This is a genomic window from Rhodococcus sp. A14 (genome assembly GCF_011603105.1).
GTDB lineage: Bacteria > Actinomycetota > Actinomycetes > Mycobacteriales > Mycobacteriaceae > Rhodococcus_F > Rhodococcus_F opacus.
In genome coordinates, this window is record NZ_JAAOQS010000042.1 from 1 (window position 1) to 25,570 (window position 25,570).

Annotated in this window: 29 protein-coding genes and 1 pseudogene; 12 read left to right on the plus strand and 18 right to left on the minus strand. The window is 68.2% G+C overall.

What is annotated here, in order from left to right:
- Positions 1-142: pseudogene (locus G9373_RS46595) on the minus strand (HNH endonuclease); the annotation flags it as partial.
- A 210-nt stretch (positions 143-352) separates the two neighbouring features.
- Here G9373_RS46595 and G9373_RS21920 point away from each other — a divergent pair.
- The 3 genes from G9373_RS21920 (at position 353) to G9373_RS21930 (ending at position 2,464) form a co-directional block, all read left to right on the plus strand.
- On the plus strand, positions 353-1,078 hold the full coding sequence (locus G9373_RS21920) for a GAF and ANTAR domain-containing protein (RefSeq protein WP_052024113.1): 726 nt from the start codon (positions 353-355) through the stop codon (positions 1,076-1,078).
- 244 nt (positions 1,079-1,322) lie between these two features.
- Entirely contained in the window at positions 1,323-1,772 is a 450-nt protein-coding gene (locus G9373_RS21925) for an STAS domain-containing protein (protein ID WP_240960660.1), read from the plus strand.
- An 11-nt stretch (positions 1,773-1,783) separates the two neighbouring features.
- Entirely contained in the window at positions 1,784-2,464 is a 681-nt protein-coding gene (locus G9373_RS21930) for an endonuclease (RefSeq protein ID WP_167116764.1), read from the plus strand.
- A gap of 15 nt (positions 2,465-2,479) precedes the next feature.
- On the opposite strand, the gene G9373_RS21935 is transcribed toward G9373_RS21930, so the two are convergent.
- Both G9373_RS21935 and G9373_RS21940 read right to left on the minus strand, forming a co-directional pair.
- The gene (locus G9373_RS21935; protein WP_166680587.1) at positions 2,480-2,629 is read right to left on the minus strand and encodes a hypothetical protein; all 150 of its coding nucleotides are present in this window, start codon (positions 2,627-2,629) and stop codon (positions 2,480-2,482) included.
- Between the two features lie 72 nt (positions 2,630-2,701).
- The gene (locus tag G9373_RS21940; RefSeq protein ID WP_054246542.1) at positions 2,702-2,926 is read right to left on the minus strand and encodes a hypothetical protein; all 225 of its coding nucleotides are present in this window, start codon (positions 2,924-2,926) and stop codon (positions 2,702-2,704) included.
- 271 nt (positions 2,927-3,197) lie between these two features.
- On the opposite strand from G9373_RS21940, the gene G9373_RS21945 reads away from it, so the two are divergent.
- Both G9373_RS21945 and G9373_RS21950 read left to right on the plus strand, forming a co-directional pair.
- Entirely contained in the window at positions 3,198-3,605 is a 408-nt protein-coding gene (locus tag G9373_RS21945) for a YciI family protein (protein WP_206032470.1), read from the plus strand.
- Between the two features lie 2 nt (positions 3,606-3,607).
- Complete coding sequence (locus tag G9373_RS21950) at positions 3,608-4,753, plus strand: DUF6596 domain-containing protein (RefSeq protein ID WP_005575080.1); 1,146 nt, start codon at positions 3,608-3,610, stop codon at positions 4,751-4,753.
- 556 nt (positions 4,754-5,309) lie between these two features.
- Here the strand turns inward: G9373_RS21950 and G9373_RS21955 are convergent.
- Entirely contained in the window at positions 5,310-6,293 is a 984-nt protein-coding gene (locus G9373_RS21955) for a magnesium transporter CorA family protein (protein ID WP_043794220.1), read from the minus strand.
- A gap of 74 nt (positions 6,294-6,367) precedes the next feature.
- Between G9373_RS21955 and G9373_RS21960 the strand changes: the two genes are divergently transcribed.
- Positions 6,368-6,778 carry an NYN domain-containing protein gene (locus tag G9373_RS21960; protein ID WP_005575084.1) on the plus strand — a complete coding sequence of 137 codons (411 nt, stop codon included), beginning with the start codon at positions 6,368-6,370 and terminating at the stop codon, positions 6,776-6,778.
- Positions 6,779-6,790: 12 nt separating this feature from the next.
- Here G9373_RS21960 and G9373_RS21965 read toward each other — a convergent pair whose 3' ends face one another.
- The gene (locus G9373_RS21965) at positions 6,791-8,410 is read right to left on the minus strand and encodes an NAD(P)/FAD-dependent oxidoreductase (RefSeq protein ID WP_120661139.1); all 1,620 of its coding nucleotides are present in this window, start codon (positions 8,408-8,410) and stop codon (positions 6,791-6,793) included.
- 4 nt (positions 8,411-8,414) lie between these two features.
- A complete protein-coding gene (locus tag G9373_RS21970; protein ID WP_005255793.1) occupies positions 8,415-8,879 on the minus strand; it encodes an SRPBCC family protein in 465 nt (154 codons plus the stop codon).
- A 91-nt stretch (positions 8,880-8,970) separates the two neighbouring features.
- Between G9373_RS21970 and G9373_RS21975 the strand changes: the two genes are divergently transcribed.
- Entirely contained in the window at positions 8,971-9,660 is a 690-nt protein-coding gene (locus G9373_RS21975) for an HAD family hydrolase (protein ID WP_120661138.1), read from the plus strand.
- Here G9373_RS21975 and G9373_RS21980 read toward each other — a convergent pair.
- Together G9373_RS21980 and G9373_RS21985 are read right to left on the minus strand one after the other, a co-directional pair.
- Complete coding sequence (locus tag G9373_RS21980) at positions 9,657-9,884, minus strand: hypothetical protein (RefSeq protein ID WP_005575089.1); 228 nt, start codon at positions 9,882-9,884, stop codon at positions 9,657-9,659. The genes G9373_RS21975 and G9373_RS21980 overlap by 4 nt on opposite strands.
- Before the next feature lie 42 nt (positions 9,885-9,926).
- Positions 9,927-11,249: an NAD(P)/FAD-dependent oxidoreductase gene (locus G9373_RS21985; RefSeq protein WP_120661137.1), complete on the minus strand. Its 1,323-nt coding sequence runs from the start codon at positions 11,247-11,249 to the stop codon at positions 9,927-9,929.
- Positions 11,250-11,382: 133 nt separating this feature from the next.
- Between G9373_RS21985 and G9373_RS21990 the strand changes: the two genes are divergently transcribed.
- Both G9373_RS21990 and phoU read left to right on the plus strand, forming a co-directional pair.
- Positions 11,383-11,652 carry a DUF4235 domain-containing protein gene (locus G9373_RS21990; protein WP_054246545.1) on the plus strand — a complete coding sequence of 90 codons (270 nt, stop codon included), beginning with the start codon at positions 11,383-11,385 and terminating at the stop codon, positions 11,650-11,652.
- Between the two features lie 38 nt (positions 11,653-11,690).
- On the plus strand, positions 11,691-12,338 hold the full coding sequence (gene phoU / locus G9373_RS21995) for a phosphate signaling complex protein PhoU (protein WP_005255784.1): 648 nt from the start codon (positions 11,691-11,693) through the stop codon (positions 12,336-12,338).
- Between the two features lie 13 nt (positions 12,339-12,351).
- Here the strand turns inward: phoU and G9373_RS22000 are convergent, their stop codons facing one another.
- From G9373_RS22000 to G9373_RS22020, 5 genes are read right to left on the minus strand one after another with little or no spacing between them, the layout of a single operon-like run.
- Positions 12,352-12,969 (minus strand): class I SAM-dependent methyltransferase, encoded by a 618-nt coding sequence (locus tag G9373_RS22000; RefSeq protein WP_043794229.1) that lies wholly within the window; start codon positions 12,967-12,969, stop codon positions 12,352-12,354.
- A complete protein-coding gene (locus G9373_RS22005) occupies positions 12,963-13,736 on the minus strand; it encodes a PIG-L family deacetylase (RefSeq protein WP_005575095.1) in 774 nt (257 codons plus the stop codon). The genes G9373_RS22000 and G9373_RS22005 overlap by 7 nt, the downstream gene beginning before the upstream one ends.
- A 2-nt stretch (positions 13,737-13,738) precedes the next feature.
- Positions 13,739-14,704, minus strand: coding sequence for an acyl-CoA dehydrogenase family protein (locus G9373_RS22010; RefSeq protein ID WP_064080453.1), 966 nt, complete (start codon positions 14,702-14,704; stop codon positions 13,739-13,741).
- Entirely contained in the window at positions 14,701-15,366 is a 666-nt protein-coding gene (locus tag G9373_RS22015; protein ID WP_167116775.1) for a glycosyltransferase, read from the minus strand. Before G9373_RS22015 ends, G9373_RS22010 begins: the two co-directional genes overlap by 4 nt.
- Before the next feature lie 57 nt (positions 15,367-15,423).
- Positions 15,424-16,341: an amidohydrolase family protein gene (locus G9373_RS22020; protein WP_054246534.1), complete on the minus strand. Its 918-nt coding sequence runs from the start codon at positions 16,339-16,341 to the stop codon at positions 15,424-15,426.
- Positions 16,342-16,416: 75 nt separating this feature from the next.
- Between G9373_RS22020 and G9373_RS22025 the strand changes: the two genes are divergently transcribed.
- From G9373_RS22025 to G9373_RS22035, 3 genes are read left to right on the plus strand one after another with little or no spacing between them, the layout of a single operon-like run.
- The gene (locus G9373_RS22025) at positions 16,417-16,944 is read left to right on the plus strand and encodes a 2Fe-2S iron-sulfur cluster-binding protein (RefSeq protein WP_005255769.1); all 528 of its coding nucleotides are present in this window, start codon (positions 16,417-16,419) and stop codon (positions 16,942-16,944) included.
- Positions 16,941-17,933 carry a xanthine dehydrogenase family protein subunit M gene (locus G9373_RS22030; RefSeq protein ID WP_054246533.1) on the plus strand — a complete coding sequence of 331 codons (993 nt, stop codon included), beginning with the start codon at positions 16,941-16,943 and terminating at the stop codon, positions 17,931-17,933. Before G9373_RS22025 ends, G9373_RS22030 begins: the two co-directional genes overlap by 4 nt.
- The gene (locus tag G9373_RS22035) at positions 17,930-20,026 is read left to right on the plus strand and encodes a xanthine dehydrogenase family protein molybdopterin-binding subunit (RefSeq protein ID WP_167116766.1); all 2,097 of its coding nucleotides are present in this window, start codon (positions 17,930-17,932) and stop codon (positions 20,024-20,026) included. Before G9373_RS22030 ends, G9373_RS22035 begins: the two co-directional genes overlap by 4 nt.
- A 13-nt stretch (positions 20,027-20,039) precedes the next feature.
- Here the strand turns inward: G9373_RS22035 and G9373_RS22040 are convergent, their stop codons facing one another.
- The 5 genes from G9373_RS22040 to G9373_RS22060 form a co-directional block, all read right to left on the minus strand.
- A complete protein-coding gene (locus tag G9373_RS22040; RefSeq protein ID WP_005246323.1) occupies positions 20,040-20,360 on the minus strand; it encodes a hypothetical protein in 321 nt (106 codons plus the stop codon).
- 5 nt (positions 20,361-20,365) lie between these two features.
- Positions 20,366-20,755: an OB-fold domain-containing protein gene (locus tag G9373_RS22045; RefSeq protein WP_005570623.1), complete on the minus strand. Its 390-nt coding sequence runs from the start codon at positions 20,753-20,755 to the stop codon at positions 20,366-20,368.
- 275 nt (positions 20,756-21,030) lie between these two features.
- Entirely contained in the window at positions 21,031-23,388 is a 2,358-nt protein-coding gene (locus G9373_RS22050) for a LuxR C-terminal-related transcriptional regulator (RefSeq protein ID WP_120661485.1), read from the minus strand.
- A 74-nt stretch (positions 23,389-23,462) separates the two neighbouring features.
- Positions 23,463-24,149: an SDR family NAD(P)-dependent oxidoreductase gene (locus G9373_RS22055; protein WP_005255758.1), complete on the minus strand. Its 687-nt coding sequence runs from the start codon at positions 24,147-24,149 to the stop codon at positions 23,463-23,465.
- Positions 24,150-24,269: 120 nt separating this feature from the next.
- Positions 24,270-25,490: a lipase family protein gene (locus tag G9373_RS22060; protein WP_005570621.1), complete on the minus strand. Its 1,221-nt coding sequence runs from the start codon at positions 25,488-25,490 to the stop codon at positions 24,270-24,272.
- Positions 25,491-25,570: the final 80 nt, after the last annotated feature.

Here is a 25,570-nt window from a genome sequence, read left to right on the forward strand (position 1 = left end):
CCGCACATCCGACCGACTTCAACGCCTCGATCGCGTCGAGCAGGTCGATCCCCAACCCCGCGTCCCGACCCGCCTCGACACATCGCAGCCGCGCCGTGAACGCACGCAACTCGTCCAGATCCGGTGCCATCAATTCCCCCACAACCAACCTCCCCCAAGGCCATTCGAATGCATGTTCGAGTCTCGCGAGTCGCCGCACGCGTGGCAATACTCGGACGGAAGACCTCACCGCACGCGATGCCGGCCACCCTCGGCCCACCAGGGGTCGTTACCGTTCTGGCAGAATTGACCAGACGTCGCGAGAACTGCGGCGCCGGTTCACGCCGCGTTGGTGCACTTCGGGAGGCGAACGATGCCGAATGATCCTTCGGAGATGACGCATACCGGAGACGATGGACCCAGCGCCGTCTTCGCGAAGCTGGCCGAGATGGTGTACAACGGCGACGAGTTCGCTCAGGTCTACCAGGCCATCTGCGATGCCGCCGCCACCCTGGTACCCGGGTGTGACCACGCCAGCCTCATGCTGAAGGAGAACGATCGCCACGTCACCGTGGCCGCGAGCGACGACATCGCGGCCCGGGTCGACGCCCTCGAGCGAGCCGAGCAGGAAGGGCCCTGCCTCGATGCGATCGAGAACGATGCACCGCAGGTCGAAGCCGAGCTGGCCCGTTCGACCCAGTGGCCACGCCTTGCCCGTCGGGCAACTGCCGAAACCCCGGTCCGGGGCGCTGCCGGGTTCCGGCTGATGATCCGCGGCCGCAAGGTCGGCGCACTCAATTTGTTCTCGGACAAACCAGGAGAATTCACCGACGAATCGATTGATCAGGCGATTCTGATCACGGCGTTCGCGGCGGTGACGCTGACAGCGCTCCACGAACACCAGGAAGCGCAGACCCTGCGTGAGGGCCTGGCCAGCAACCGCGAGATCGGAAAAGCGATCGGATTGTTGATGGCCTTCCACGACATCTCCGAGGGTAGAGCCTTCGACTTGCTTCGCAAGACGTCGCAGGACATGAACATCAAGCTCACGGGTGTCGCACGGGAAGTCATCGCGCATCACAATTCGAAGTTCGACTGACACGTCCTCGGCTCACGAGCGGGACCCCCACCTGCCTCCGTTAGAGCGCGTTGGCAATCGGTTGATGCCGATCTGGTGGAGACGTAGTGTTGATCGCGCGTGGTTGAGAACACAGCCGCAGATTGTCCGGAGGCCGCAGCAGTGCGCGGTGGACAAATATTGTGTGCACTCCCACTGCGGTCTTGGTGCCGCTGCGCTCCATTCGGCGCGCGGACACCAACTGAGTGCACGCGATCGGAGGGTCATGAAACCATCACGCACGTCGTTCCGGGTCACTCCCCTGACCGCAAAGCCGACCGGCCACGTCACACGGGATGCGCTCAACCGTGACCGTGGATTGCGGATGGCCGTCGAGTTCGCGCCGGACGCCGACGCCACGGTGGGACGAATCTCTGGCGACATCGATGTGCTCGCCGCTCCTGCCTTCGCGCTCGCTCTCGCGCACCTGACCGACGGGGGCGCCCGTTCACGCATCATCGTCGACATGACTGCAGTCGACTTCGTCGGAACCTCGGGATTGTCGATCCTGTCCGAGTTTGCGGAATCTGCTAGGCGGCAGCACATTGCATGGGTGCTGGCGGGCAATCGAGCGGTGCTCCGACCTGTCGAGGCCATCGGCCTCGACGCGATGATCCCCACGTGCCGCACGGTTCGCGACGCCTTCGAGAGGGTGGAGAAAATCGCACACAGCTGATCGGAGTCGACATGTCCGGGAAGCAGCCCACTCGTGGGCGTCAGGAGGCAAGCGTCGCGGAGACCGCGCGTGCACTTCTCGACAACGCCCGCCCGACGTACGCGTCCGCGTCGCACGTGACCTTGAAGGACACCCCGACGCCGCTCTTCCAACTGCTGACACTGTCTTTGCTGCTGAGCACGCGGATCTCCTCGGAGATCGCTGTCGCGGCGGCCCGGGAACTGTTCCGAGCGGGCTTGCGCAGCCCACGCGCGGTACGCACGGCGGACCGTCGCACCATCATCTCTGCACTCGGCAGAGCGGGTTACGTGCGCTATGACGAGAGCACGGCTACCCGTCTGCACGCCGCCGCAGTTCGAGTCGACGACGAGTATGGCGGCGACCTGCGCCGGCTGGCCCGAGCCTGCGAACAGGAGATCTCCGGAGCAGTTCGGTTACTGACGGAGTTCGATGGAATCGGCCCGGTGGGCGCCGACATCTTTCTCCGGGAAGTTCAGGACGTGTGGCCGTGGGTGCGGCCCTACTTCGACACGCGAGCGAGCAAGTCTGCGCGCGAGCTGGGACTGCCGGACGATCCCGACGCACTGTCCGCCCTTGCCCCGGAGGGTCGAGTGGCGGAACTGGCGGCCGCCCTGGTGCGGGTCTCTCTCGACACGCAACTTCGGGAGGATGTGCGCGGCAATACGTGCTGAGAACCGGCGCCGGTACTACTCCGCTCTGATCGCCTTCGACTGGCGCTCGTCGTCCTCGCGGAACATTGCTTCGATGCGGTTCTTGATCTCCATCGTGCTCATCGAGCCACGAGAGGGGGCGAAGCCGCGATTGCGAGCGGAGGTGGGCGTGGTGAAGGTGTTCATGTGAGTGCTTTCTGTCTTCTGCGCCGGCGAGTGCCGCGTGGTGGTCGAAGGGTGCGCCCGCGAGGCGGACGGTTAGATCAGGAGCGCGGCGAGTACTACGGCGGCGAGCATTGACACGGAGGTGGCGACGGCGACGAGCACGGATCCCGTCACGACGACTGCGGGCGCGGTTGCGGTTGCCGCCGAGACAGAGGCGATGTACACGGTCGGACGCAGCGTGTGGCGGCGTCGCGGCTCCTCGACAGTGGGCGGCGACGTCGTGCGCTGATCGTCCTGGTGCACCGTGGTGCGGGTCATGAGTTGGCGTACCCCGTTGTAGCAGCTGAGTGACTTGAGTCACAAACTTACGAGTATGTTGTACATCACAACATGCCCTCGCGCCAGTCGGTGCCATCTACACCATGCGCAGGCCGGAGGGGATCATCGCCGAACGGTGGAGCAGCTGACCGCCCGTCACGGATCGCGACGATCGAAAAGAATCCGTGCAGGGATGTCGAGAACCCGCGCGTCGCTTCGTCCCCGGAGTGAACACGGCCAGAATGGGCCGCACCGCACCAAGGAGAACATGATGGCCAAGTACCTACTGCTCAAGCACTACCGTGGCGCGCCCGCATCGATCAACGACGTGCCCATGGACCAATGGACGCCGGAGGAAATCTCGGCCCACGTGCAGTACATGAACGACTTCGCCGCCCGGCTCGAGGGCACCGGCGAGTTCGTCGACAGTCAGGCGCTCTCCGCGGAGGGCACGTTCGTCCGCTACGACGGCGAGGGGCGACCGCCGGTCACCGACGGCCCGTTCGCGGAGACCAAGGACCTGATCGCCGGCTGGATGGTGATCGACGTCGAGACCCACGAGCGGGCGCTCCAACTGGCCGGCGAACTGTCCGCGGCCCCAGGGGCGGGTGGGAAGCCGATCCACGAATGGCTCGAGGTGCGCCCGTTCCTGACTGAGCCCCCGACCATCACGGAGTGACGGTGGACGACGCACTTCTGCGGACCCTCACCCCCACCGTGATCGGCGTCCTCGTCCGGCGCGGAGCCGACTTCGCGGCGGCGGAGGACGCCGTGCAGGATGCCCTGATCGAAGCCGTGCGCGCGTGGCCGGACAACCCGCCGCGAGACCCCAAGGGCTGGCTGGTCACCGTGGCCTGGCGCAAGTTCCTCGACGCCACCCGCGCCGACAGCTCCCGCCGAAACCGCGAGGTGCTCGTGGAGGCAGAGCCCGTACCCGGCCCGGGCGAGGCGGTGGACGACACACTCCAGCTGTATTTCCTGTGCGCGCACCCGTCCCTGACACCGGCCTCGGCCGTCGCGCTCACGCTGCGCGCCGTCGGCGGCCTGACCACGCGTCAGATCGCGCAGGCCTACCTCGTGCCCGAGTCGACCATGGCCCAGCGGATCAGCAGGGCCAAGCGGACCGTCTCGAGCGTCCGGTTCGACCAGCACGGCGACGTCGCCACGGTGCTGCGCGTGCTCTACCTGGTCTTCAACGAGGGCTATTCCGGGGACGTCGATCTCGCCGTCGAGGCGATCCGGCTCACCCGCCAACTGGCGGCCATGACCATCCATGAGGAGGTCGCGGGCCTGCTCGCGCTCATGCTGCTCCACCACGCCCGGCGTCCGGCACGGACCCGCACCGACGGCAGCCTCGTGCCCCTCGCCGAGCAGGACCGCAGCCTGTGGAACACCCGCCTGATCGCCGAGGGCGTCGACGTGCTCCAGACAGCCCTCGCCCGCGACCGACTGGGCGAGTTCCAGGCCCAAGCTGCCATCGCTGCGCTCCACGCCGACGCCCAGAAGGCCGAGGAGACCGACTGGGTGCAGATCGTCGAGTGGTACGACGAACTGGTCCGCCTCACCGACAGCCCGGTGGCCCGCCTCAACCGCGCCGTCGCGGTCGGCGAGGCGGACGGCCCGAGAGCAGGCCTGGCTGCCCTTGCGGGGCTCGACCCCACCCTTCCCCGGTACTCCGCGGCCGCAGCGTACCTACACGAGCGCGACGGTGACCCTGCGACCGCAGCGCGGCTCTACGCCGAAGCTGCCCGGTCGGCGCCCAACCTCCCCGAACGCGACCACCTCACACGACAGGCCGCGCGGCTCAACACGCAGCTGCGCAGTTGAACCGCGTCGTATGTGTCGGTTGCTGAGGTGATTGGTTGAGGAGAGGACGTTGGTTGTTGTGGTGAGGACGGTTGGTTCCTGCTGACGCAACTACGGAGGTGTTCGGTAAACCATGGCGTTCCGTCACGGGCCGAATCATATCCTCGTGAGGGATGAAGATTGAGCGGCAATGACCAGCGGTTGCGCGATTCGCGATCCAGTTGTCCCCTGAGTGCCTGAGTGTCGGCCGATGTGTTCCACTCCCCCGTGACCGCTCGGCCGCCCTGGCAGGCCCTCTCCCCCGCTCCGGCATCGGGACAATCCCCAGGGTCCGAGCAATGGGAACGGGATGAATGAGGTCGGGAGTTGTCAGTGGTAGTGCCACTACCCCGGCTCCGTGAAATAGCCACGCCAGAATTCGGGTAATCAACGCGTTCCGTCCGAGTCCGAGTCAGATGTGTTGGATTCCGAGGGGCCTGATGCGGTGTTGCCGACGATCATGCAGAGACGACACACACGGTGGGGATCCCACGTACTGCCCTGCCGCCGAGTCCCCCACTCCCCCGATGGACGGACTTCAGAACCAGCCTTTGCGCTTCGCCCAGACGAGGAGTGCCCCGGACATGGCGAGCATCACGAGCACGATCGCGGCGACCGAGAGCCATTGTGTCCGTTCGTTCACGATCACATTCATGCCGATGATCGAGGACAAGGCAGTGATCGGCAACGTGACGGCCGCGATGACGGCGAGTCGCTCGGCGGCGATGGTCATCTTGGTGTTCGTGCGTGCCTGGTAGAACTCGATCGTGCCCTGGAGGTAGTCCTTCTGGCCCTTGGCCATCACGGTCAGATGCTGGAACTGGTCGACCGCATCGAGCAGGAGATCCTGCCCCTTGCCGGTGCCGAACGCCTCGATGGTGACCATTCGGCCGTAGACCTCTCGGCTCAACGCGGCCATGGTCCCGACCGTGAGCAGACCGTGTCGCACCCGGAACATCTCGTCGAGAAAGGTTTCCGGGTTACCGAGGTGCCCGCCGGTCACCTGTTGCTCGAGCTTCCACACGTCCTTGGTCAACTCGGCGGTGTACGCCCGCATCCGAGCCGTCAACGCGGCGAGCAACGCGAACGACAATTCGAACCCGGTGACCGGCTGCAACTTCCCCGACTCCAGCCGGCCCAGTACCGTATTCACCTCGACCATTGCGGTCGAGGGATCGATCGCAGGATTTACCGGGCCGTGCACCGTCACCAGGTACCGGCTGCCGATGAACTGGTCCAGTTCGACGTAATGTACGTGTCCGTGCGCTCCTGACTGCGGCGCGTGCAGAACCACGAAGAAGTGGTCCACATATCTATGCACCTTCGGCACCTGATTGCGGTTCATCGAATCCCGCACGGCGAGAGGGTGAAAGCCGAAAACCGTGGTCAATGCGTCGTCCGCCTGATCGTCCCAGGTCGGGACATCCACCCAGACCAACCCGTCGGGGCGGTCGAGCAACTCCCTCAGTTCCGTCACCGCACACGAACGCACACCGTCACGGGAGATGAAGCGGATATCCATATCGGCCTCCTCGCCACGACGGACCGTCACCTCTGTCATAGCACTGCGAGCAGAGACGAGAGGAGACTGAGGCCATGGCTGACGACAGGACTGTGCTGGTTGTGGTGGACGCTGCGAACGTCGTCGGCTCGCGACCCGACGGTTGGTGGCGTGATCGTGCCGGCGCGGCCCGACGATTACTCGCCGAGCTCGCCACCTTCGAACAGCGCCTGGATCAGCCCGCCGAGGTGGTGGTCGTCCTCGAGGGCGCGGCGAAGGCCGCCGTCACCGGAGCGACGAGCGCGGAATTCGAGGGCCTGCGGGTGGTATCGGCGGACAGTTCGGGCGACGACGCGATCGTCGACGTGGTGGCCGCAGCCGCCGAGGCGGACGGCGACCGGCCGATCATCGTCGTCACCGCAGACCAGGGACTCCGCAACCGAGTCGAGGCGCTCGGGGCCCACACGTTCGGTCCGCGCTGGCTCCTGGACCGTATCGACTCCTAGCGGTCCCGCCCCTCAGCGGTGGTGCGCGGACCGCTTACCGTCGGTGACCACGAGGTCGAGGATGCGGCCGCGGACCTTCCTCCGCACCAACCCCCACCGTCCGTGGTCGGCCAGCGCGGCACGGGCCGCGTTGTACCCACACATACCGTGGACACCGCCGCCCGGGTGGGTGGCCGAGCTGGCCAGGTACAGCCGGCCGATCGACGTGTCGGGCCCGGACGAACCGGGGGTCGGGCGGAAGACGAGCTGCTGGTACAGCTGGGCGGTGCCGCCGTTGACGGCGCCGCCGTGCAGGTTCGCGTTGCTCGCCTCGAGGTCGCCCGGACGCTGCACGTTGCGCCCGACCACCCGCTCGGCGAATCCCGGCGCGTGCGATTCGAGCATCGCGTCCACCCGGTGCGCGAGCAACTCCGCCGACTCGTCGTCCGTGATTCCCCGCGGCAGATGGGTGTAGGCCCAGGCGCTTTCGGTTCCCTCGGGCGAACGGCTGGGGTCGGATGTCGTCATCTGACCGAACAGCAGGAACGGGTGGGTCGGGATCACGCCTGTGGTCAGGTCCGCCATCCACCGGACCAGTCCGTTGTCGTCGGCGCCCAGATGCACGGTTCCGGCGGATTCGAGGCTCCGCGAGCGCCACGGAATCTTGCGGTCGAGTGCGTAGTTCACCTTGACGACGGGGGTATCCCATTCGAACTTCTCCAGGTCGGCTCGGACGCCCGCCGGCACCACGGAGGAATCCAGCAACCGTCCGTACAGTGCGGGCGCGGAGACATCCGCGAGCACCGCGCGTCTGGTCAGATAGCGGTCGCCGCCCGCAGTCCGAACCTCTGTCGCCACTCCCCCGGTGACCTCGATCGACGTCACCTCCTCGCCGCAACGAATTTCTGCGCCGTTCCGTCTCCCTCGTTCCGCCATCGCGGCGGAGAGTGCGCCGGCCCCACCGACCGGGACGACGTACCCGTCGTCCTGCGCGAGCATGGTCAGGAGATATCCCATGACTCCGCTTCCGGGTGCGTCGACCGGTGTGTCGGCGTGCATTGCGTTGCCCAGCAACAACACCCGGGCGGATTCCCCGTCGAACAGCTCGTGCGTCATCCGGCGTGCGGGCAGCATGAGGAAACGCACGAGCCGGAGTGCTTCCGCGGTGCCGAGCTGCGACAGCAGTCGTCGTGGTCCGCGGACGGGGGGAAACGGGCTGAACAGGGTGTCGAGGAACGGTTCCTTGACGTCCTTCCACTGCTCGAAGAGCCGGAGCCACGCCTGTCCGTCCCCCGGTTGCCTGCGCTCGAGGTCGGCCGCTGTGTCAGTGGGGTCCCGGTGGATCAGCGGGGCATCGTCGTCGTCCGGGTACCTGGGGTGCCCGACCGCAGCGGGCGCCTGACTCCATTGCAGACCCACACCCTCGAGGTCGAGGTGCCGGATCGCCGGCGACACCGCCGCCAGCGGATAGAACGCACTGAACAGGTCGGTACGGAAACCCGGGAAGAGTTCGGCCGACCTGACGGCGCCACCCGGTTCCGGTTGCTGTTCGAGGAGGACGACATCCCAGCCGGCCTCCGCCAGGGTGGCCGTCGCGGCGAGACCGTTGGGCCCGGCTCCGATGACGACGGCGTCGACTGTCCGCACTGTCACGGCGTCAGGGTTTCGTGTTTCGCTCGGCGAGGAACGAGAGCCGGCGCAGGCACTCCAGATTTCGGGGGAGGACCGCGAGGTCCTGCGCCGTCCGCGGAACCCACTTCAGCGGTACGGAGGCTGCGGCCTCGGACATCTGGAGGTGGCAGCCGGATCCACGCGGCTCCAGTCGCAGTCGCACAACAGCCTTCGTGGGCGTCACCTGGGCCAGCAGCCGCAGTTCACGATTCTCTTCGGCGAACAGGACCTCGGTGGAGTCGTCGATCAACGCGGGCCAGGCACCGACCGAGTGATGCAAACGGCTTCCGACGGCGGGCCAGTCGGCGGAGACGGCACGCATGCGTGACGCCCCGACCACCCAGGACGGGTACAGCCATCCGTTGGCGAGAACGGACCACACGTCCGAAGCCGAAGCCGACGTGTCGCAGTGTGCTTCGATGACGACCACTCCCTCGAACGAGTACCTCATGGACTCCCAGCGCTTACCCACGTTCCCCGGATCGAAAACGTGAGCTACGCAATGGTCGCCACGCACCGGGCACTGTGGTTTGCTCGAGCCTATGTCTTCGGAATCCTCTACCGCCGTGAGAGCAGCGCTGTTCGACGTCGACGGCACGCTGGTCGACTCCAACTATCTGCACGTGCGAGCGTGGCAGCGAGCGTTCCGGGAGGTCGGGCACGACGTCGACGCGTGGCGGGTGCATCGCGCGATCGGACTGGATTCGTCGCTTCTCCTGGAATCGCTACTCGGCGACGACGCGGACACGCTCGGGGACCGCGCGAAGGACCTCCACAAGACGTATTACCTCGGCGCGCGGGACAGCATGCGGCCGCTCGCCGGCGCCCGGGAACTGATCCGCGAACTGCACGGGCGTGGTGTGCAGGTCGTCCTCGCCACCTCCGCTCCCGAGGAGGAGCTGGACGTGTTGCGGGAGGTCCTGTCGGTCGACTCGTACATCGCGCACACCACGTCGTCCGAGGACGTCGATTCCGCCAAACCGGATCCCGGAGTGGTTCGCGCAGCGATGGACCGCTCGTCCACGTCCTCGGACACTGCGGTGATGGTGGGTGACGCGGTGTGGGACGGCAAAGCGGCGTCCCGCGCCGGGGTCACCTTTGTCGGTCTCCTCAGCGGCGGAATTTCCCGCGCCGAATTGACAGAGGCCGGCGCGGAGGCGGTGTTCGAGGATGCACAGGACCTACTGGACCACCTCGAGTCCAGTCCGCTCGCGAGGCTGTTGGGGTCCTAGGCTCCGCGGGACGACCACGCCTGCGCGATCTCGGGATACGCGTCAGCGATCTCGTCGACACGCTCGTCGGTCGCGGTGTCTATCTCGGCGCGATGGCGCTGCGCTGTGACCAACGGCCCCTCCGATCCCCCGGATCCCGAACCTCCGGCAGGCGCGTTCGCCTCCCATTCGTGGATCACCTCGTCGAGGCGAAGTGCGACGAATTCCTTCTTGCTCTCAGTCATCACCTGTTCCTTTCGTTGCGTCGTGCCGAAAACGCCGTGGTTTCACGACTGTGCCCCTACGCCCTCACCGGCTGCGAACCGCGATTCCGAATCGGTGACCAGCCCGATCGACACGAGTGGGCGGGGGAAGAGCAGATCGGTGAGGTAGGCAAGAGCGACCGCCCAGCGGTTGGCCGCGTTCGGCATCGCGTAGAGGTGGTAGGCGCGCGTGACCACCTTCGCGAGGAACCCCGACAGCTGAATGCCGAGGGGGTTCGCGACGGCGAACCCCGGGCCGAGATCCACGACGAGACCCATGTCGCGATGGCTGTACGGTTTCGGGTCGCCGACGCCCAGGCTTGCCGCGACGTTGCGGGCCAGGGCCTGTCCTTGCCGCACGGCGTGCTGGGCGGTGGGAGGGGTGACCGATCCGTTGTTCTTCGGATCGGGAACAGCCGCGGCGTCGCCGCCAGCGAAGACATCGGGATGCCCGTCCACCGAGAGGTCGGGGCGCACCGTCAATCTCCCCTTCTCGCTGGGTAACCCGAGCGTGTCGATGAGCGGGCTGGCGGTCACGCCCGTCACCCAGGCGACGGTGCGGGTGGGGACCACGGTGCCGTCGTCGAGCGTGACGTGGTCGGGTCCGAGTTCCGTGAGGGTGGTTTCCAGGCGCACGTCGATGCCCCGGGAGCGCAACACGTCCAGAACCTTGCCGCCCAGCTTCTCCCCCACCTCCGGCATCACCGTGTCGGCGGCGTCGAGCAGCAGAAACCGGATCTTCGCGGGGTCGAGTTTTCGCCGTGCGGCCGCTTCGTCGGCGAGGGCGCGCAGTTGCGCGGTGAGTTCCGTGCCCGCGTAGGACGCACCCACGACGACGACCGTTCGGCGGGCATCGGCAACCGAAGGGTCGGTGTCCCGCTCGGCGAGTTCGATCTGGGTGAGGAGCTGGTCGCGGAAGTACAGCGCCTCGGCCGGCGTCTCGAGCCCCCTCGCGTGCTCGGCGAGCCCGGGAATGTCGAACAGGCGGGTCACCGATCCGGGGGTGATTACCACCCGGTCCCAGGCCACGTCCTCGACGCCCTGCTCGCAGTCGGTCACGTGCACGGTGCGGGACTCGAAGTCGACGGAATCGACGCTGCCCTTCACCAGTTCGACGTTCGGCAGCGCCTCGGACAGAGGAACGGTGACGAACCGAGCGTCCAGGATTCCGCCCGCCACCTCCGGTAGGAGCGGGGTGTACAGCATGTAGTCGTGTGGCGAGATCATGGTGATGCGGGCATCGGTCCCCCGGAGACGCCGCACGAGAGCACGTGCGCATTCGAATCCGGCGAAGCCGCTTCCCACCACTACGATGCGAGTTGGCTCTCCAGCTGATTCGTTGGTCATACAGAACACTGTCCCCACCCTGGGATCGAACGAAACAATCGCCGGCGTCGCTGCACCGCGGTGTGAGGACGGCGAATACGGGTACTCGCCGTACCGAGAGCGATCGATGGGATCGAATGCGAAGGGCGGGAAGATGAGTGCCGTATCGAAGGCAATGTACAAACCGTTGGCGCTGGCCGCGAGTGTCGCCGGCGGAATCGCGGCCAGTGCGGTTTTCGGTCAGGTGTGGAAGCGTGTCGCCGGCGAATCGGAGGCTCCCGACCCCCAGGATCTCTCACGCAGCACCCGCGAAGTGCTGATCGCGGCGGCCGTGCAGGGCACCGTATTCGGCCTGGTCAAGGCGGCGGTGGACCGCGCAGGCGCGCAGGGATACCGGAAGCTGGCGCACGCCGACCCCCGGTAGATCGAGGCTGTTGTCATAGAACCCCTTAGGCTGAGCCGATGCGTACTCGTTTCGCGGAAAACCTCGACAGCCTGTCCGGCGATCTCGCCTCAATGTGCCGGCTGTCCGTTACCGCGATGTCGGAGGCGAGCGACGCACTGCTGCAGGCAGACCTCGAGCTCGCCGAGCACGTCATCGACGTGAGCGGCGAGCTCGACGATGCCGCGGCGCACTGGGAGAAGCGTGCCTTCGCCCTGCTGGCGCTGCAGGCACCGGTCGCGCACGACCTCCGATTCATGGTCGGCGGCCTCCACATTTCCGCGGATCTGCACCGCATGGGCGGTCTCGCTGTGCACATCGCGAAGATCGCCCGTAGACGGCATCCCGATCACGTCGTTCCCGACGAGGTGCTGGACGTGTTCACCGAGATGGGCGCCGTCGCCGTCGCGCAGGCGAGGGAAACCGAGCAGGTGCTGCAGCACCGCGATCCCGAGCGCGCACGCGGCTTGCTGACGGCGGACGAGGCGATGGACGATCTCCATCGGAGCCTGTTCACGATCACCCAGGCCGAGGACTGGCCGCACGGTGTCCAGTCGGCCGTCGACATCACCCTGCTCGGCCGCTTCTACGAGCGGTTCTGCGACCACACGGTCGAGATCGGCAGGCGCGTCATCTTCCTCGAGACCGGGAGCCTGCCCGAACAATGAGGGCGACTCCGGGTCAGCTCAACCCTTCCGCCGCGGCCACCGACGGCACCGGACCCCGGGTGTAGACGTCGAGGTGGAAGTCCGCGTCCCGGTACGCCCCGGCACGGTGGAGGCCGTCGGTCGCCGCGACCGTCTCGTGCACCGCGCGCCCGGTCTGCGGATACTCCGGTACCGAATGCTGCCAGTGGACCGCCACGAGGGTGCCACCCTCTTCGAGGGCGTCGACGGCACGTCCCAGCGTGGTCGTGAGGTCGGCGGGCGTCAGGTAGTACAGCACCTCACTGAGCACCACGAGGTCGAAGCTGCCGGGTGGCCACGGGTCGAGCAGCGATGCCCGGCCGAGTTCCACCCGGTCTGCCAGTCCTTCGCGACGCAGACGGTCCCGTGCGCTCTCCAGCGCACGCGGTACCACGTCGGTTGCGACGACCCGGTCGCAGCGTCGCGCCAGGTGCGCCGTGAGCACGCCGATCGAGCACCCCGGTTCGAACGCCCGCCGATAGTGCGGACGGGGCAGGGCCGCGAGAGTGAGCGCGTACTTGCGGCGTTCGTACCATCGTTCGTCGAAGCCCCACGGATCCGCCGATTCGGCGTACATCGTTTCGAAGTAGCCGGGATCCATCGCGCTCACCACAGCACCCATTCCGTTGTCCGCATCAGTCTCGCGAGCACCCACGGCGGGAGGATCGCGGCGTCCCGCGGGTCTTCGGAAAGCGGGAGAATCTGGGTGCGGAATTCGTCGACGGCACGGCGTTTGCGTTCCAGGATCTCCGCGGCCGGGGTCAGGACGCGTATCCGGTTCCAGGGCACCGCCGGATCGGCCGGCCGCGCCCAGTGCCACATCCAGACCGGATACTCGATCAGTCGGTGACCGGTGATCGAACAGGCTTCTGCCGCAGCTCTTCCGGTGGCTTCGTGATCGGGATGGCCGTCGCCTCGCCAGGTGGCGAGCACCCACACCCTCTCCGCTTCTCCGGGGGTCGCGGTGAGCACGTCGACGAGGCGGGTGGTGAGTTCGTGCTCGTGCGCGCTCACCCCGCCGTCCGGTATTCCGAGTCGCAGTGGTTCGCCGACACCCAGCAGTGCTGTCGCCTGGTTCGATTCCGCGATCCGTGCGGCGGCCAGTGCGTCGGGCGTCAGCGTCGGCGAGTCGGGGTGGGACGCCGCACCGTCCGTCACCGCCACCACCACGACGGGAATACCGGCGGCCGCGGCAGTGGCCATCAGCGCGCCCACACCGAGTACCTCGTCGTCGGGATGTGGTGCGACGACGACCAACCGGTCGCACTCCGCGAGTGGTACCGGCTGGAAGGGGGTGGACGCCAGCCACGGCTGCCATTCGTCCTCCGGTGTGCCGCGCGCGGCCACCGGGAGCTCCCGGAATCTGGTGCCGTTGTCCACTGTCAGTCCTCCCCCGCGACGAGTGCGCCGAGTGTCGCGAGATCGCGCTCGGCGTGGGATTGCCGGATGTACACGAGGAGGTCCGCGACATTGCGGGCATGGCCGGCATCCGTCGCGAGGGGCGCGGCACCCAGCGCGCGGCCGACGCGGTCGATAACGTCGCTCGCGGTCCGCTCGATCAGCGCCCGCACCCGGAACGCGCGCGTCTGAGCGGACCTCCGATCGAGGGGGCTCGCATCCACCTCCCCGGCCGCGGACTCGAATGCCCATCGTGCCGCGCTGACGGCGACGTCGATCGCGCCGAGGTGCGCGAGCTGGTGACTGTCCGCGCGGCCGCTCCGGGCCCGCACCCGCAGCGGTTCGGCGACGGCGAGCGCGCCCCCGAACCAGCACGCCGCCACCCCGATGCCGCCGTGCCAGAACCCGGGACGGTCGAGGTACTCGTCCGCAGCGCCGACCGGTCGCGCGGGAACGCCGTCGAACGTCACCGATTCGGTGTCGGTCGCCGCCATGCCCGAATTTCGCCAGCCTCCGTGGCCCGCCGTGACACCCGATTCCCGCAGGTCGACGGCGAACAGCCGGGGTTGCCCGTCGACTCGTGCCGTGACCAGGGCATGCGTGCACATCGACGCCCCGGAGCACCATGCCTTCGTCCCCCGCAGGCGCCACCCGGCCGCGTCGTGGGAGGCGTCCAGCACGGGGTGCGGTGGCTCGCTGGCCCACACACCCCAGAACTCGTTCCGGCCGGCGCGGGTCCCGTCGAGTTCGGCGAGGATCGCGTCCGCGTCTGCGTGCGCCTCGAGGAGCCGGCCGACCGAGAGGTCGTGGCGGCACCACTGCGTCAGCCGCGCCCATCGGGCTGCGGTCGAGCCGCCGCCCGGCAGCGGCAGTTCCGCGTCCCCCGATAGGATGATCGCCCGCACTGCTGCGGCGGCGGGGCTGCTGTCGTGGGTCACGTCGGCGCTCATCGGTCCTGCAATCCCTCGAGGTACGTGGCGAACCCCTGCGGAGCTCGGGCCTCGACTCGCGCCGACGTCTCCACCGGGGCGTCGATACTCCACACCACGTTCGCTCCCCGCCCGACCATCCGCTGCACCAGATCCACGTCCTCGTGCGCGGGCAGTGCGGCAAAACCTCCCACCGCCCGATACAGATCCGCGGAGAATCCGAGGGACGCGCCGTGCACGTGCCCATGGGCGGCGCCGGACCGGTAGGCGCTGCCGTACCACGACCGGACGTGGTCGGGCCAGCCCGACCAGTCGGTGACCGCCACCGTGCCCGCCACCAACTGCGCCCCACGACTCGCGTGCTGCAGGTGGGACGAGAGCCAGTGGGCGGGGACCTGCGAGTCCGCGTCCGTCGTGGCGAACCATTCGTGTGAGCGTGGGGCGACCCAGTCGAAACCCGCACGACGGGCCGCGCCGACGTTCCGCGCACCCAGGACCACGACGTCGACGTCCGCTTCACGGACGACGGCTTCGCTGCCGTCGGTACATCCGTCGAGCACCACCACCGTCGTGACCGGCACGGACACCTCCCGCGCGGCGGCACGCAACCCCTCCAGACAGTGCGGCAACAGCGCTTCTTCGTCGTGGGCGGGCACGACCACCGTGATGTGCTCGACGCGCATGACGTCCCCCTCCTGATCACTCACTGTTTCCGGGTTCAGCAAGTACCCAGTCCGTCGTCAGAGGAACCACAACCGTTCGGCGTTGACGACGGCAACCTGGTGCGCGACCGGGACGGGTAGCGCACCCAGCAACGTACGGATTTGACGTCCCCGGGTCTTCACCGTCTCCGCCCTGCCCACGGTGTCCGTGCCGACGACGAATCGGTCGCGATGCCGGGTGATCACTTCCACCCAGTCGGCGGCGACGTCGGAGCCGTCGACGATTCGATCCAGCAGCACCCACGACAGTTCGACGGTCAAGTTCGGGTGCCGACCCAGTAGTTCGCGGACCAGGCCCAACTGACCGCTGGGGTCGACGCGGCGCGACACGCCCGCGTGGCACCAGACGACGGAGGTCGACCGATGCCGTTCGAGGGCTCGCTCGAGTGCGCCGATGTATTCGTGCCTGCCCGGCATTCCGGTCGAGGCGGAGTCGTGATGGAGCGAGATCGGCACCTCCTTCTCGGCGCAGAACGCGAGAACCTCGTCCATCGCCACGTGGTCGGGAGAGGGCACCTCGCCGAGCGTGAGATTCGTGAGGTCGTCGTGCCGGAACATGACCTCACCGACACCGGCCCAGCGATCGGTGCGACTCCACACGAATTCGACATGCTCGACCGCGAGGCGGTCGGTGGGATCGAAACCACAGACGAGCGGCGCCACCGTCAACCGGCCGTCGGATTCGAGTTCGGGTAGCAGGTCGAGGACGATGGCGTCGGTCAGCGAGTGGTAATGACACGGCGCGTTGTCGTCGAGGTAGTAGTCCGGCCGCACCGGCTCGGCCGTCGACCACTTCTTCTTCAGCGGGAGACCGAACACCACGGCGCGCTGCGCACCGGCGTCGACCAGGGTGTCGCGTAATTCGTGCACGGCGGCGGGATGTTGCAGGAAGTCCACCAGATGCACGTGCGTGTCGATCCACTGAGCAGAGGCCATGTGGTCCGATATACCAGCAATTCCCGCGGGAGCCGACTCTGATTCGGGATCGGTGCCCGCGGGTAACCTCCCGCCATGAATGTCGCGGACAGCCCCCGCTACCGGAAGATCACCCTCACCGTGGACGGTGAGGAACGGACACTCGAAGTCGACACCCGCACGACGCTGCTCGACGCGCTTCGCGATCACCTCGGGGTGACCGCGCCCAAGAAGGGCTGCGACCACGGCCAGTGCGGCTCGTGCACCGTCCTCCTCGACGGCAGACGGGCCACGTCATGCCTCACGTTCGCCGTCGCCCACGACGGGGACCGCGTCGTCACCGCGCACGGACTGGCCGACGGAGAGGTGCTGCATTCCGTTCAGCAGGCATTCGTCGAGCAGGACGGACTGCAGTGTGGTTACTGCACGCCCGGTCAGATCTGTTCGGCGATCGGGATGTTCGACGAGTTCCTGGCCCTGCACCCGAGCGCCGTCACCGAGAACCTGACCGCTCCGCCCGAACTCACCGACGACGAGATACGGGAGCGGATGAACGGAAACCTCTGCCGGTGCGGCGCGTACCCGAACATCCTCGCGGCGATCAGGCAGGCGGCGGAGGCGTGATTCCCTTCGATTACGAGCGGGCCACCGACGTCGACAGTGCCGTCGCCACGGTCACGGGTGACCCGCGGGCGTCGTTCCTCGCCGGCGGCACCAACCTCGTCGACCACATGAAGCTGGGGGTGGCGCACCCGCATCTCCTCGTCGACGTGAGCCGTCTCCCCCTCGACGACGTCGTCGAACTTCCGGACGGCGGGCTCCGGATCGGGGCGGCCGTCCGCAACAGCGATCTCGCCGCGCACGACGTCGTCCGCGCCCGGTACCCGATGCTGTCGCGCGCGCTCCTCTCCGGTGCGTCGGGACAGCTGCGCAATGTCGCGACCACGGCGGGAAACCTGCTTCAGCGGACCCGGTGCGTGTACTTCCAGGACGTCTCGACGCCGTGTAACAAGCGGGAGCCCGGCACCGGATGTTCCGCGATCGGCGGTTACGTGCGCTACCACGCCATTCTCGGCGCGTCGGAGCACTGCGTCGCTGTGCACCCGTCCGACATGGCCGTCGCGATGGCGGCGCTCGACGGTGTCGTGGTGGTGCGCAGTGCCGACGGTGAACGGCGAATCCCGTTGAGCGAGTTCTACCGGCTTCCCGGGGACCGGCCCGAGCACGACACCGTCCTCGCGCACGGCGACCTCGTGACCGCCGTGGAGCTGCCCCCGCCGCCCGCCGGAAACCGGTCCGCGTATCGGAAGGTGCGCGACCGTGCCTCCTTCGCGTTCGCGCTGGTGTCGGTGGCCGCCGAGCTGACGATCGAGGATGCGTCGATCACGTCGGCACGGGTCGCGCTCGGCGGGGTCGCACACCGGCCCTGGCGCGCCACGCTCGCCGAGGAGGTCCTCGTCGAATCGCAGCCGACGGAGGACACGTTCACCGAGGCCGCTGGCGCGGAACTCGCGGCGGCACAACCACTTCCGGGAAACGAATTCAAGGTCGAACTGACCCGGCGGGTGCTCGTGTCGGTACTTCGATCACTCACCGAGGAGGCGCGCCGATGACCCTCGTCGATCCGAAGGTGATCGGAACCTCCGCCGAGCGGCTGGACGCCCACGACAAGGTGACCGGTTCGGCGTTGTATGCGTTCGAGTACCCCGTGGAGCAGCCGACGTATCTGCATCCGATCCTGTCGACGATCGGACGCGGCCGGGTCAGGGCGATGCACACGGCCGACGCGGAAGCCCTGGACGGGGTGCTCGCGGTCCTGACGGTGTTCGACGCGCCCCGCCTCGCGGACACCTCGGACGGGGAACTCGCGATCCTGCAGGACCCCGAGGTTCACTTCCGCGGCCAGTTCGTGGGTGCGGTGGTCGCGGAGACACCGGAGGTCGCCCGGCACGGCGCGAGCCTCGTGCGTGTCGACTACGACGTGGAATCCCACGACACCGACTTCCATTCCGGCCGGGACGACCTGTACGCCCCCGAAGACGTGAACGCGGGGTTCCCGACCGACACCGAGGACGGCGACGTCGACGCGGCACTCGCCGCCGCCGCGGTCACGGTCGATCAGGTGTACTCCACCGCGATGGAACACAACAATCCGATGGAACCGCACGCCGCCATCGCCCGATGGACCCCGGGCGGCAGCGGACCGGTTCTGACGCTGCACGATTCGACGCAGGGCGTCCACTCCGTGCGGCAGACGCTGGCACCGATGTTCGGACTTGAAGTCGAGCAGATGCGGGTGATCGCCCCGTACGTCGGCGGCGGCTTCGGCTCCAAGGGACTGCCGCACGCGCACGACGTGCTCGTGGTGCTGGCGGCGCAGCGGGTGGACGGCCGGCCGGTGAAGTTCGCGCTCACCCGGCAGCAGATGTTCGCCCTCTCCGCGTATCGCACCCCGACGGTGCAGCACATCCGGCTCGGGGCGGATGCGGACGGACGGCTGACCGCGCTCTCCCACGAGGCGATCGTGCAGTCCGCGAAGATCAAGGAATTCGCCGAACAGGCGGCAGTCCCGTCGCGGCTGATGTACTCCGCGGGCACCCGGTACACCACCCACCGTCTCGCGTCCCTCGACGTGCCCGCCCCCTCCTGGATGCGTGCGCCCGGCGAGACCCCGGGCATGTTCGCGGCCGAGGTGGCGATGGACGAACTGGCCGAGGCCTGCGGACTCGACCCGATCGAACTGCGGATCCGCAACGAACCCGACGTCGACCCGAGTACGGGCCGCCCCTGGTCGGGTCGGCGCCTCACCGACTGCCTGCGGGAGGGCGCCCGGCGCTTCGGGTGGGCGGACCGCGACGCGACGGCGCGGGCCGGGTCGGACTCCGAGTGGCAGGTGGGGATGGGCGTCGCGTCCGCAACGTATCCCGCCAACACGTCACCGGGATCGGTTGCCCGGATCGTGTACGAATCCGACGGCACGTACACCGTGCAGATCGGGTCGGTCGACATCGGCACCGGCGCATGGACCGCGCTCACGCAAATCGCTGCCGACGCTCTGGGCTGTCCCCTCGACGCAATCGTCCTGCAGATCGGCGACACGAATCTTCCGTCGGCGACCGTCGCAGGCGGCTCCACGGGTAGCAGTTCCTGGGGCAGTGCGATCGTCGCGGCGGCCCGGGCGTTCCGGGACCAGCACGGCACGTCACCCGCCCCGGGCGCGGCGACGAGTGCGGGGACGCCCGACAACCCCGACGCCGACAAGTTCGCGCTCCACTCGTTCGGTGCCCACTTCGTGGAGGCGCACGTCCACCGGGACACCTGCGAGATCCGCGTCGAACGCATGCTCGGGGTGTTCGCGATCGGCCGGGTGATCAACACCCGCACGGTTCGGTCGCAACTCCTCGGCGGGATGACCATGGGCATCTCGATGGCCTTGCACGAGAGCAGTGTGAACGACCCCCGATTCGGTCACGTCGTGACCCAGGACCTTGCCTCCTATCACGTCAGCACGCACGCCGACATCAGGTACCTCGACGCGGTGTGCCTCGACGACGTCGACGAGCACGCCAACCCGATGGGATCGAAGGGCGCCGGCGAGATCGGCATCGTCGGGGCCGCGGCCGCGGTGGCGAACGCTGTTCGTCACGCCACCGGCGTCCGGGTCCGGAAGGTGCCGATCCACCTGGACGATCTGCTGCCCGGGTGATCCACCGGGGCAGCTAGCGCACGTCCCACGCCTGCGCGAGGGACGTGCGCAGGTGACTTTTCATCGCACGGATCTTCTGGACATCGGTGGATTTCGGTGCGAGTCCCTCGAGCACGAGTTCCATGAAGCGTCGGCGGCTGACACCGAATCGCTCCAGCAGTTCCGCCGCGCTGGCACCACCGAACGGTGCCCACTGGATCGCGAAGCTGATCATCCACCGGGCATCCGAGCTCACCGAGTGCATCTGCGCGAGCAGATCGCACCGGCGAAGCGCCAGGCGCAGCCACTCGGTGCCGAACGCTTCCTCCGGTTCGTCCGCGGTCTGTGTCGTCACGCCGATCACCGCTGACCGGCGGAGCGGACCGCGAACACCGGCAATTGTTCCGCCCTCGACGCGGGGCGGAACTCGACGCGAACCGGACAGTCGGACGGTGCCGGGACGTCGCCGTCGATCCAGGTGTAGACCCACGGACCCTCGTCGAGTTCGACGATCGCGATCGTGCACGGGACGAGACCACGGTCCGCCTCGTTCACCTCACGGTGAACCACCTTCGAGGACACGATCGATCCGACGCCACACGACGGGACACGCTCGAGGTTCGACCCCTGACAAGCGGAGCAGGTGGCCATCAACGGCGCGAGCAGGGTCGTGCAGTTGAGGCAGCGTTGGATCATCAGCTCGCATTTCTGGGCGAGTCCCTGCCAGCGGGTCATGCCGTCCGTGGTCACGCCGTCACCCCCGTGAGTTCCTGCCCCACCACGTCGTCTGCCATTCGGTTTCCCCCGATCCACACAAGACACCGGTCGGTGTGCGCCCGACGGAGAATCGGGGGCCGTGGAAGTTGGGGGTCGGGCTTTCGGTGTGTTCGGGGATCAGTGGACATCGGGGGCCTCGGTCTGGAGCCGGATTGGGGGGACGCGTACGAGCATCCCGTCCGCGGCGGCGAAGTACAGCGGCTGAACGACCCGGGGACATACCTATTTCGTCCCGTGCAGGTGCCCGGTCAGGGGCGCGGGTCCTGTGCGTGTTCGACGATCCACGCCGCGATCTGGGTGCGCGAGTTGAAACCCAGTTTCGCGAGAATGTGCTCGACATGCCCCTGCGCCGTGCGCTGGGAGATCACCAACCGGGCCGCGATCGCCTTGTTGGTGAGCCCGTCGGCGACCAGTTCCGCGACCTGCCATTCGCGTCGGGTCAGGTGCGTCGCCCCGTTCGACGCCGACACCGCCTCCGGTCGCTGCTCGTCGAGCGCGTACGCGACCGCATCGTCGAACGACGTGTGCATACCGTGGTCGAAGGCGGCGTCGAACGCGCGGTCCCCGATCACGGCGCGGGCCTGCTGCTCGCATTCCGCGTGGTGGACGAGCAGGTTGGGGTAGACGGTGCTGGGGTTGCCGACGGTCTGCGCGACCGCCTCCGCGGCGCCCATCAGTTCGGCGGCCTGCTGGGCCCGGCCGGCACCCACGGCGACCCAGGCGAGCACCTCGAGTGCCCCGCACGCGCTGATCCGGTCGTCGACCAGATGGGACAGCCGCAGTCCCTGCTTCACGTAGTCGTCGGCGAGGGCGAGGTGTCCGCGTTGCCACGCAGCCATTCCCGCCGCCCACAGCGACCAGCCCCGGTACACGGACTCGCCGTGGGCCTCGGTCAGGGCGAAGATCTCGGATCCGCACATCTTCGCCACTGCCCCGTCGCCCTGCATGCCGCTCACCAGCGCCAACCCGAGCAGTCCCCACGTCAACTGGAGCAGGTTGCCCTTGTCGCGGAATTCGGCGAGCGCATCTTCGAAGCATGCCCGTGCGCGCGGGAGGTCCCCGGCGAACATGGCGCAGCACCCGGCGGCGTGGACCACCAGGGCACGCATCAGCATGTCACCGTTCCTGTCGGCGAGGACGGCGCCCTCGTCGACCAGTGCTTTCGCGGCCTCGCGGTCGCCGTGCATGCCCGCGAGCACGCTGTCGACGTACAGCGCCTCGATCCGTTCCCGGCTCGCGCCGCCCGGGTGCCGTCCCAGCAGCTGTCCGAGCCAACGGCGACCCTCACGGAGCAGTCCGCGGGCGCGCCAGTACGGGTACAGGGCGGCGGCGATCCGCAGCCCCGTCTGGGCCTCCCCCGGCTCGGTCAGGCTGAAATGGAGGGCCGCCCGCACGTTCAGCGTCTCCGCGTCGAGCCGGCTGATCCACATCACCTGCCGGGGTCCGATCCACTCGGCCTCGCACTGCACCACCAGCTGCTCGTACCAGTCGCGGTGCCGCCGGCGCAGCGACACGTACTCCCCGGTCTCCTGCAATTTCTCACGGCCGTAGTCACGCACCGTCTCGAGCAGGTGGTACCGCACCGCCGGCCCCGACTCCTCGCGGATCAGGATCGATTTGTCGATCAACGACGCCACCACGTCGAGGACGTTCTCCACCGGCAGGTCGCCGGCGCAGATTCCCTCCACCGCGTCCAGTTCGAAGCCGCCGGCGAACACCGACAGCCTCGCCCACAGCGCGCGTTCCTCCTCGGTGCACAGCTCGTGACTCCAGTCGACGCACAGCCGCAGGGTCTGCTGCCGGCTCGGCGCGCCCCGCGATCCGACCGTCAGCAGCCGGTAGCGGTCGGTCAGCCGCTGCAGGATTTGTTCCGCCGACATCACCCGCAGCCGCACCGCCGCCAGCTCGATCGCCAACGGCAATCCGTCCAGCCGGCGGCAGATCCGGGCCACCGCCACATGATTCTCCTCGGTGAGTTCGAACTCCGGCACCGCGGTGGCCGCCCGCTCGACGAACAACGTCACCGCCTCGTACTGCGGCAGCCCCTGCAGGGACGAGCGTTCGGGTTCGGGCACTGTCAGCGGCGGCACCCGCAGTACCGCCTCGCCGCCGATGGCCAGCGGTTCGCGGCTCGTCGCGAGGATCCGTAACTCCGGGCAGCTCCGCAATAACGTCTCCGACAACGCGGCGGCCGCGGCGACCACGTGCTCGCAGTTGTCGAGCACCAGCAGCAGTTGCCGGGTCGCGAGGTACTCGGTCAGCAGCACCTCCGGGTTCCCGGAGCGCTGCTCGCGCAGTCGCAGTGCCGCCGACACGGCGTCGACGAGTGTCGTGTCGTCGTCCAGCTCCCCCAGCTCGACCAGCCACACGCCGTCCTCGAATGCGCGGCTCGCATCGGCGGCCACGCGCAACGCCAGCCGGGTCTTCCCGACACCGCCGATCCCGGCGAGTGTCACCAGACGTGACACGGACAGCAGACGTCGCGCCTCGGTCACCTCACGGCGACGGCCGACGAAACTCGTCAGTTCGTGGGGCAGGTTTCCCACTGTGCCCTTCACTGCCGCCGGCATCACACCGTCACTCTCGACTCGCAGCCCCCTGCGCACACGGTACTCCCGGTGCGCGGCGGCAACGACGCTTTCGGCTGCGGGTCCGCGGTCTCGGGGCCCTGCGAACCGGATCACCTCGTCCAGCGGGTGGGCGCCCAGCGACCGGTGTAGGACCGGATGCGGTTGGCGCGGCGGGCCGGCCGGCGAGTGGCGGCCTCGGTCAGGCTGTGCGGGATCATGGCGATCCGGGCGCCGTCGACCACGTAGGCGGCCCCGGTGACGAACATTGCGGCCGGCGCGGTCAGGTACGACGCGACGGCGGCGACTTCCCGGTCGTCGGGGCCGGGCGATGCGAAGTCCGGTTCGACTGCGGGCACCACGACCGAGTTGACGGTGATCGAGTATCGCGCCAGTTCGGCGGCGAGCAGGCCGGTGAGTCCGCCGAGCCCGGACGACGAGGGGGTGATGTTGACGATCCGGCCGCCCTCACCGCTCGCGATCATGTAACGCACGGCGCGTTGAATGCACTCGACGGCGGTGCTGCCGGGGCAGCTGACGAGAACGCCGATTCCGCCCAGTTCCCGGGCGAACTCGTCGACGGCGGCCGCGGAGTCGGGCAGGTCGGCCAGATCCATGCGCTGCACGGCCGCGTTCACCGATCTGGACCGGATGTCGGCGGCGGTGGACTCGGCGCTGTCCCGGTCCGCGGCGTAGGCGAGGCCGATGTGGAACCCGTCGTCCGCGAGCGCCAGTGCGACCGCTCGGCCCATCGGCGAGTCCGATCCGGTCACGACTGCGGTGCGTGTGCTGGGGTGCATGAGTTCGGAATACCCCCTGGTAGATCTGCTCAAACGCTCAACTTTCGGACTGTGTACGGGCAGAACACAATCCGGCGACGAGCCGCACCCGCAACCCGTCGCTGATCGCCGCCGCACCAATCAGCAGTTGGACGGCGCCGGGTCGCCCCGGAACCGGGCGTCGAGGTAGTCCAGGGCGGTCGGCAGGCCCAGCACGGCGGTGGTCAGGTGGTCGGGGCTCGGGAACAGATCGGATTGCACCTTGGCGCCGGCGGCGCAGTAACGCGCGACGGTCGCCTCGATCGAGTCGACCGGGATGAGTACGTCTGTCGGGCTGTGCCATTCGAAGATCGGCGCGGTCGGAACACCCGGGTACAGCTCGACGCTGTTCTCGTTCAGCACCTCCCAGGCCTGCGGGCTGCTCATGAGGTCGGTGGTCTTGGCGACCTCCGTCGCGCTGCGACCGGCGCCGGCCGCCAGAATGCCGTTGGTGCACGCGTTGACCATCTCGTCGCGCATCGCCAGGCCGCGATCGTTGAGTTGCTCGCTGATCGGCAGGCGGTCCGGGTACTCACGCTCGAGTCCGAGTGCCGCCGCCATCGCGAGACCGAATGCCGGATGCGGTTGCATGCCGAGTCCGTTGGCCATCTTGCCGATGTTCATGGGCACACCGCCCTCGGCGACACCGACGATGTTCAGTTCCGGCGCGTACGTGGGTGCGAGCGCCGCGGCCCACGCCGACGCCATGCCGCCGCCGGAGTATCCGGCGAGCGCGACCGGGCTCTCCGCCACACCGAGTTCGGGCACCCGCTGAACCGCGCGGATGCCGTCCAGAGTGATGGTTCCGCCGAGTTTCGCGGCACCGTAGGCACTGTTCGGGCCGAGGTGGTCGGGAAGCGCGACCGTCCAGCCGCGCTGCAGTGCGAGGTTCAGTGCCGGCGCCTCCTTGATCTGGAGGTCGGGGTCGTTCGAGTACAGGGTCCGCGACGGCGCGCACCGCGGTCCGAGCGCGTTGATGATGTGCTGATACGACAGCAGCGGCCCGTTCACCGGCCGGGTGCGGGGTACCAGCACGGTGGTGACCGACGAGATCGGGTGGTCTTCCGAGTTGGTGGTGCGGTACTTCACCTGCCAGACGTCGGTGTCGGGGAAGGCGAGCAGCGGCGGCATCGGACGGACCGCGAGGGGCTCCCCGACCGCTGCAGCGGCCAGCCCCTGCGACTGCAGGTAGAAGGGGTCGGGGTCGGATGCGGGATAGATCGGCACGGCGGCCGCGACTCCGACGTTCGCGACGGTGGTGCAGGCGACGAACGCGGCACATAACGCACCCGCGGTGAGGCTCGTGATACGTGCGCGCTTCATGCCGCCTCCTAGTTTGCCTAGAGATCGATTGTTACCGAGTTCGCAGGAGATATCGGTATTCGGGCCCGCCCGTTACGGCA

Excerpts from the sequence above, each read along its gene's own strand:
- G9373_RS21945 (WP_206032470.1), top strand. The coding sequence starts at position 3,198 with ATGGCCAAGTACCTACTGCTCAAGCACTACCGTGGCGCGCCCGCATCG.
- G9373_RS21980 (WP_005575089.1), bottom strand. The coding sequence starts at position 9,884 with ATGACTGAGAGCAAGAAGGAATTCGTCGCACTTCGCCTCGACGAGGTG.
- phoU (WP_005255784.1), top strand. The coding sequence starts at position 11,691 with ATGCGTACTCGTTTCGCGGAAAACCTCGACAGCCTGTCCGGCGATCTC.
- G9373_RS21985 (WP_120661137.1), bottom strand. The coding sequence starts at position 11,249 with ATGACCAACGAATCAGCTGGAGAGCCAACTCGCATCGTAGTGGTGGGA.
- G9373_RS21975 (WP_120661138.1), top strand. The coding sequence starts at position 8,971 with ATGTCTTCGGAATCCTCTACCGCCGTGAGAGCAGCGCTGTTCGACGTC.
- G9373_RS21935 (WP_166680587.1), bottom strand. The coding sequence starts at position 2,629 with ATGAACACCTTCACCACGCCCACCTCCGCTCGCAATCGCGGCTTCGCC.
- G9373_RS21925 (WP_240960660.1), top strand. The coding sequence starts at position 1,323 with ATGAAACCATCACGCACGTCGTTCCGGGTCACTCCCCTGACCGCAAAG.
- G9373_RS22035 (WP_167116766.1), top strand. The coding sequence starts at position 17,930 with ATGACCCTCGTCGATCCGAAGGTGATCGGAACCTCCGCCGAGCGGCTG.
- G9373_RS22060 (WP_005570621.1), bottom strand. The coding sequence starts at position 25,490 with ATGAAGCGCGCACGTATCACGAGCCTCACCGCGGGTGCGTTATGTGCC.
- G9373_RS21930 (WP_167116764.1), top strand. The coding sequence starts at position 1,784 with ATGTCCGGGAAGCAGCCCACTCGTGGGCGTCAGGAGGCAAGCGTCGCG.
- G9373_RS22015 (WP_167116775.1), bottom strand. The coding sequence starts at position 15,366 with ATGCGCGTCGAGCACATCACGGTGGTCGTGCCCGCCCACGACGAAGAA.
- G9373_RS22025 (WP_005255769.1), top strand. The coding sequence starts at position 16,417 with ATGAATGTCGCGGACAGCCCCCGCTACCGGAAGATCACCCTCACCGTG.
- G9373_RS21990 (WP_054246545.1), top strand. The coding sequence starts at position 11,383 with ATGAGTGCCGTATCGAAGGCAATGTACAAACCGTTGGCGCTGGCCGCG.
- G9373_RS22010 (WP_064080453.1), bottom strand. The coding sequence starts at position 14,704 with ATGAGCGCCGACGTGACCCACGACAGCAGCCCCGCCGCCGCAGCAGTG.
- G9373_RS21920 (WP_052024113.1), top strand. The coding sequence starts at position 353 with ATGCCGAATGATCCTTCGGAGATGACGCATACCGGAGACGATGGACCC.
- G9373_RS22055 (WP_005255758.1), bottom strand. The coding sequence starts at position 24,149 with ATGCACCCCAGCACACGCACCGCAGTCGTGACCGGATCGGACTCGCCG.
- G9373_RS21960 (WP_005575084.1), top strand. The coding sequence starts at position 6,368 with ATGGCTGACGACAGGACTGTGCTGGTTGTGGTGGACGCTGCGAACGTC.
- G9373_RS21970 (WP_005255793.1), bottom strand. The coding sequence starts at position 8,879 with ATGAGGTACTCGTTCGAGGGAGTGGTCGTCATCGAAGCACACTGCGAC.
- G9373_RS21940 (WP_054246542.1), bottom strand. The coding sequence starts at position 2,926 with ATGACCCGCACCACGGTGCACCAGGACGATCAGCGCACGACGTCGCCG.
- G9373_RS21955 (WP_043794220.1), bottom strand. The coding sequence starts at position 6,293 with ATGGATATCCGCTTCATCTCCCGTGACGGTGTGCGTTCGTGTGCGGTG.
- G9373_RS22020 (WP_054246534.1), bottom strand. The coding sequence starts at position 16,341 with ATGGCCTCTGCTCAGTGGATCGACACGCACGTGCATCTGGTGGACTTC.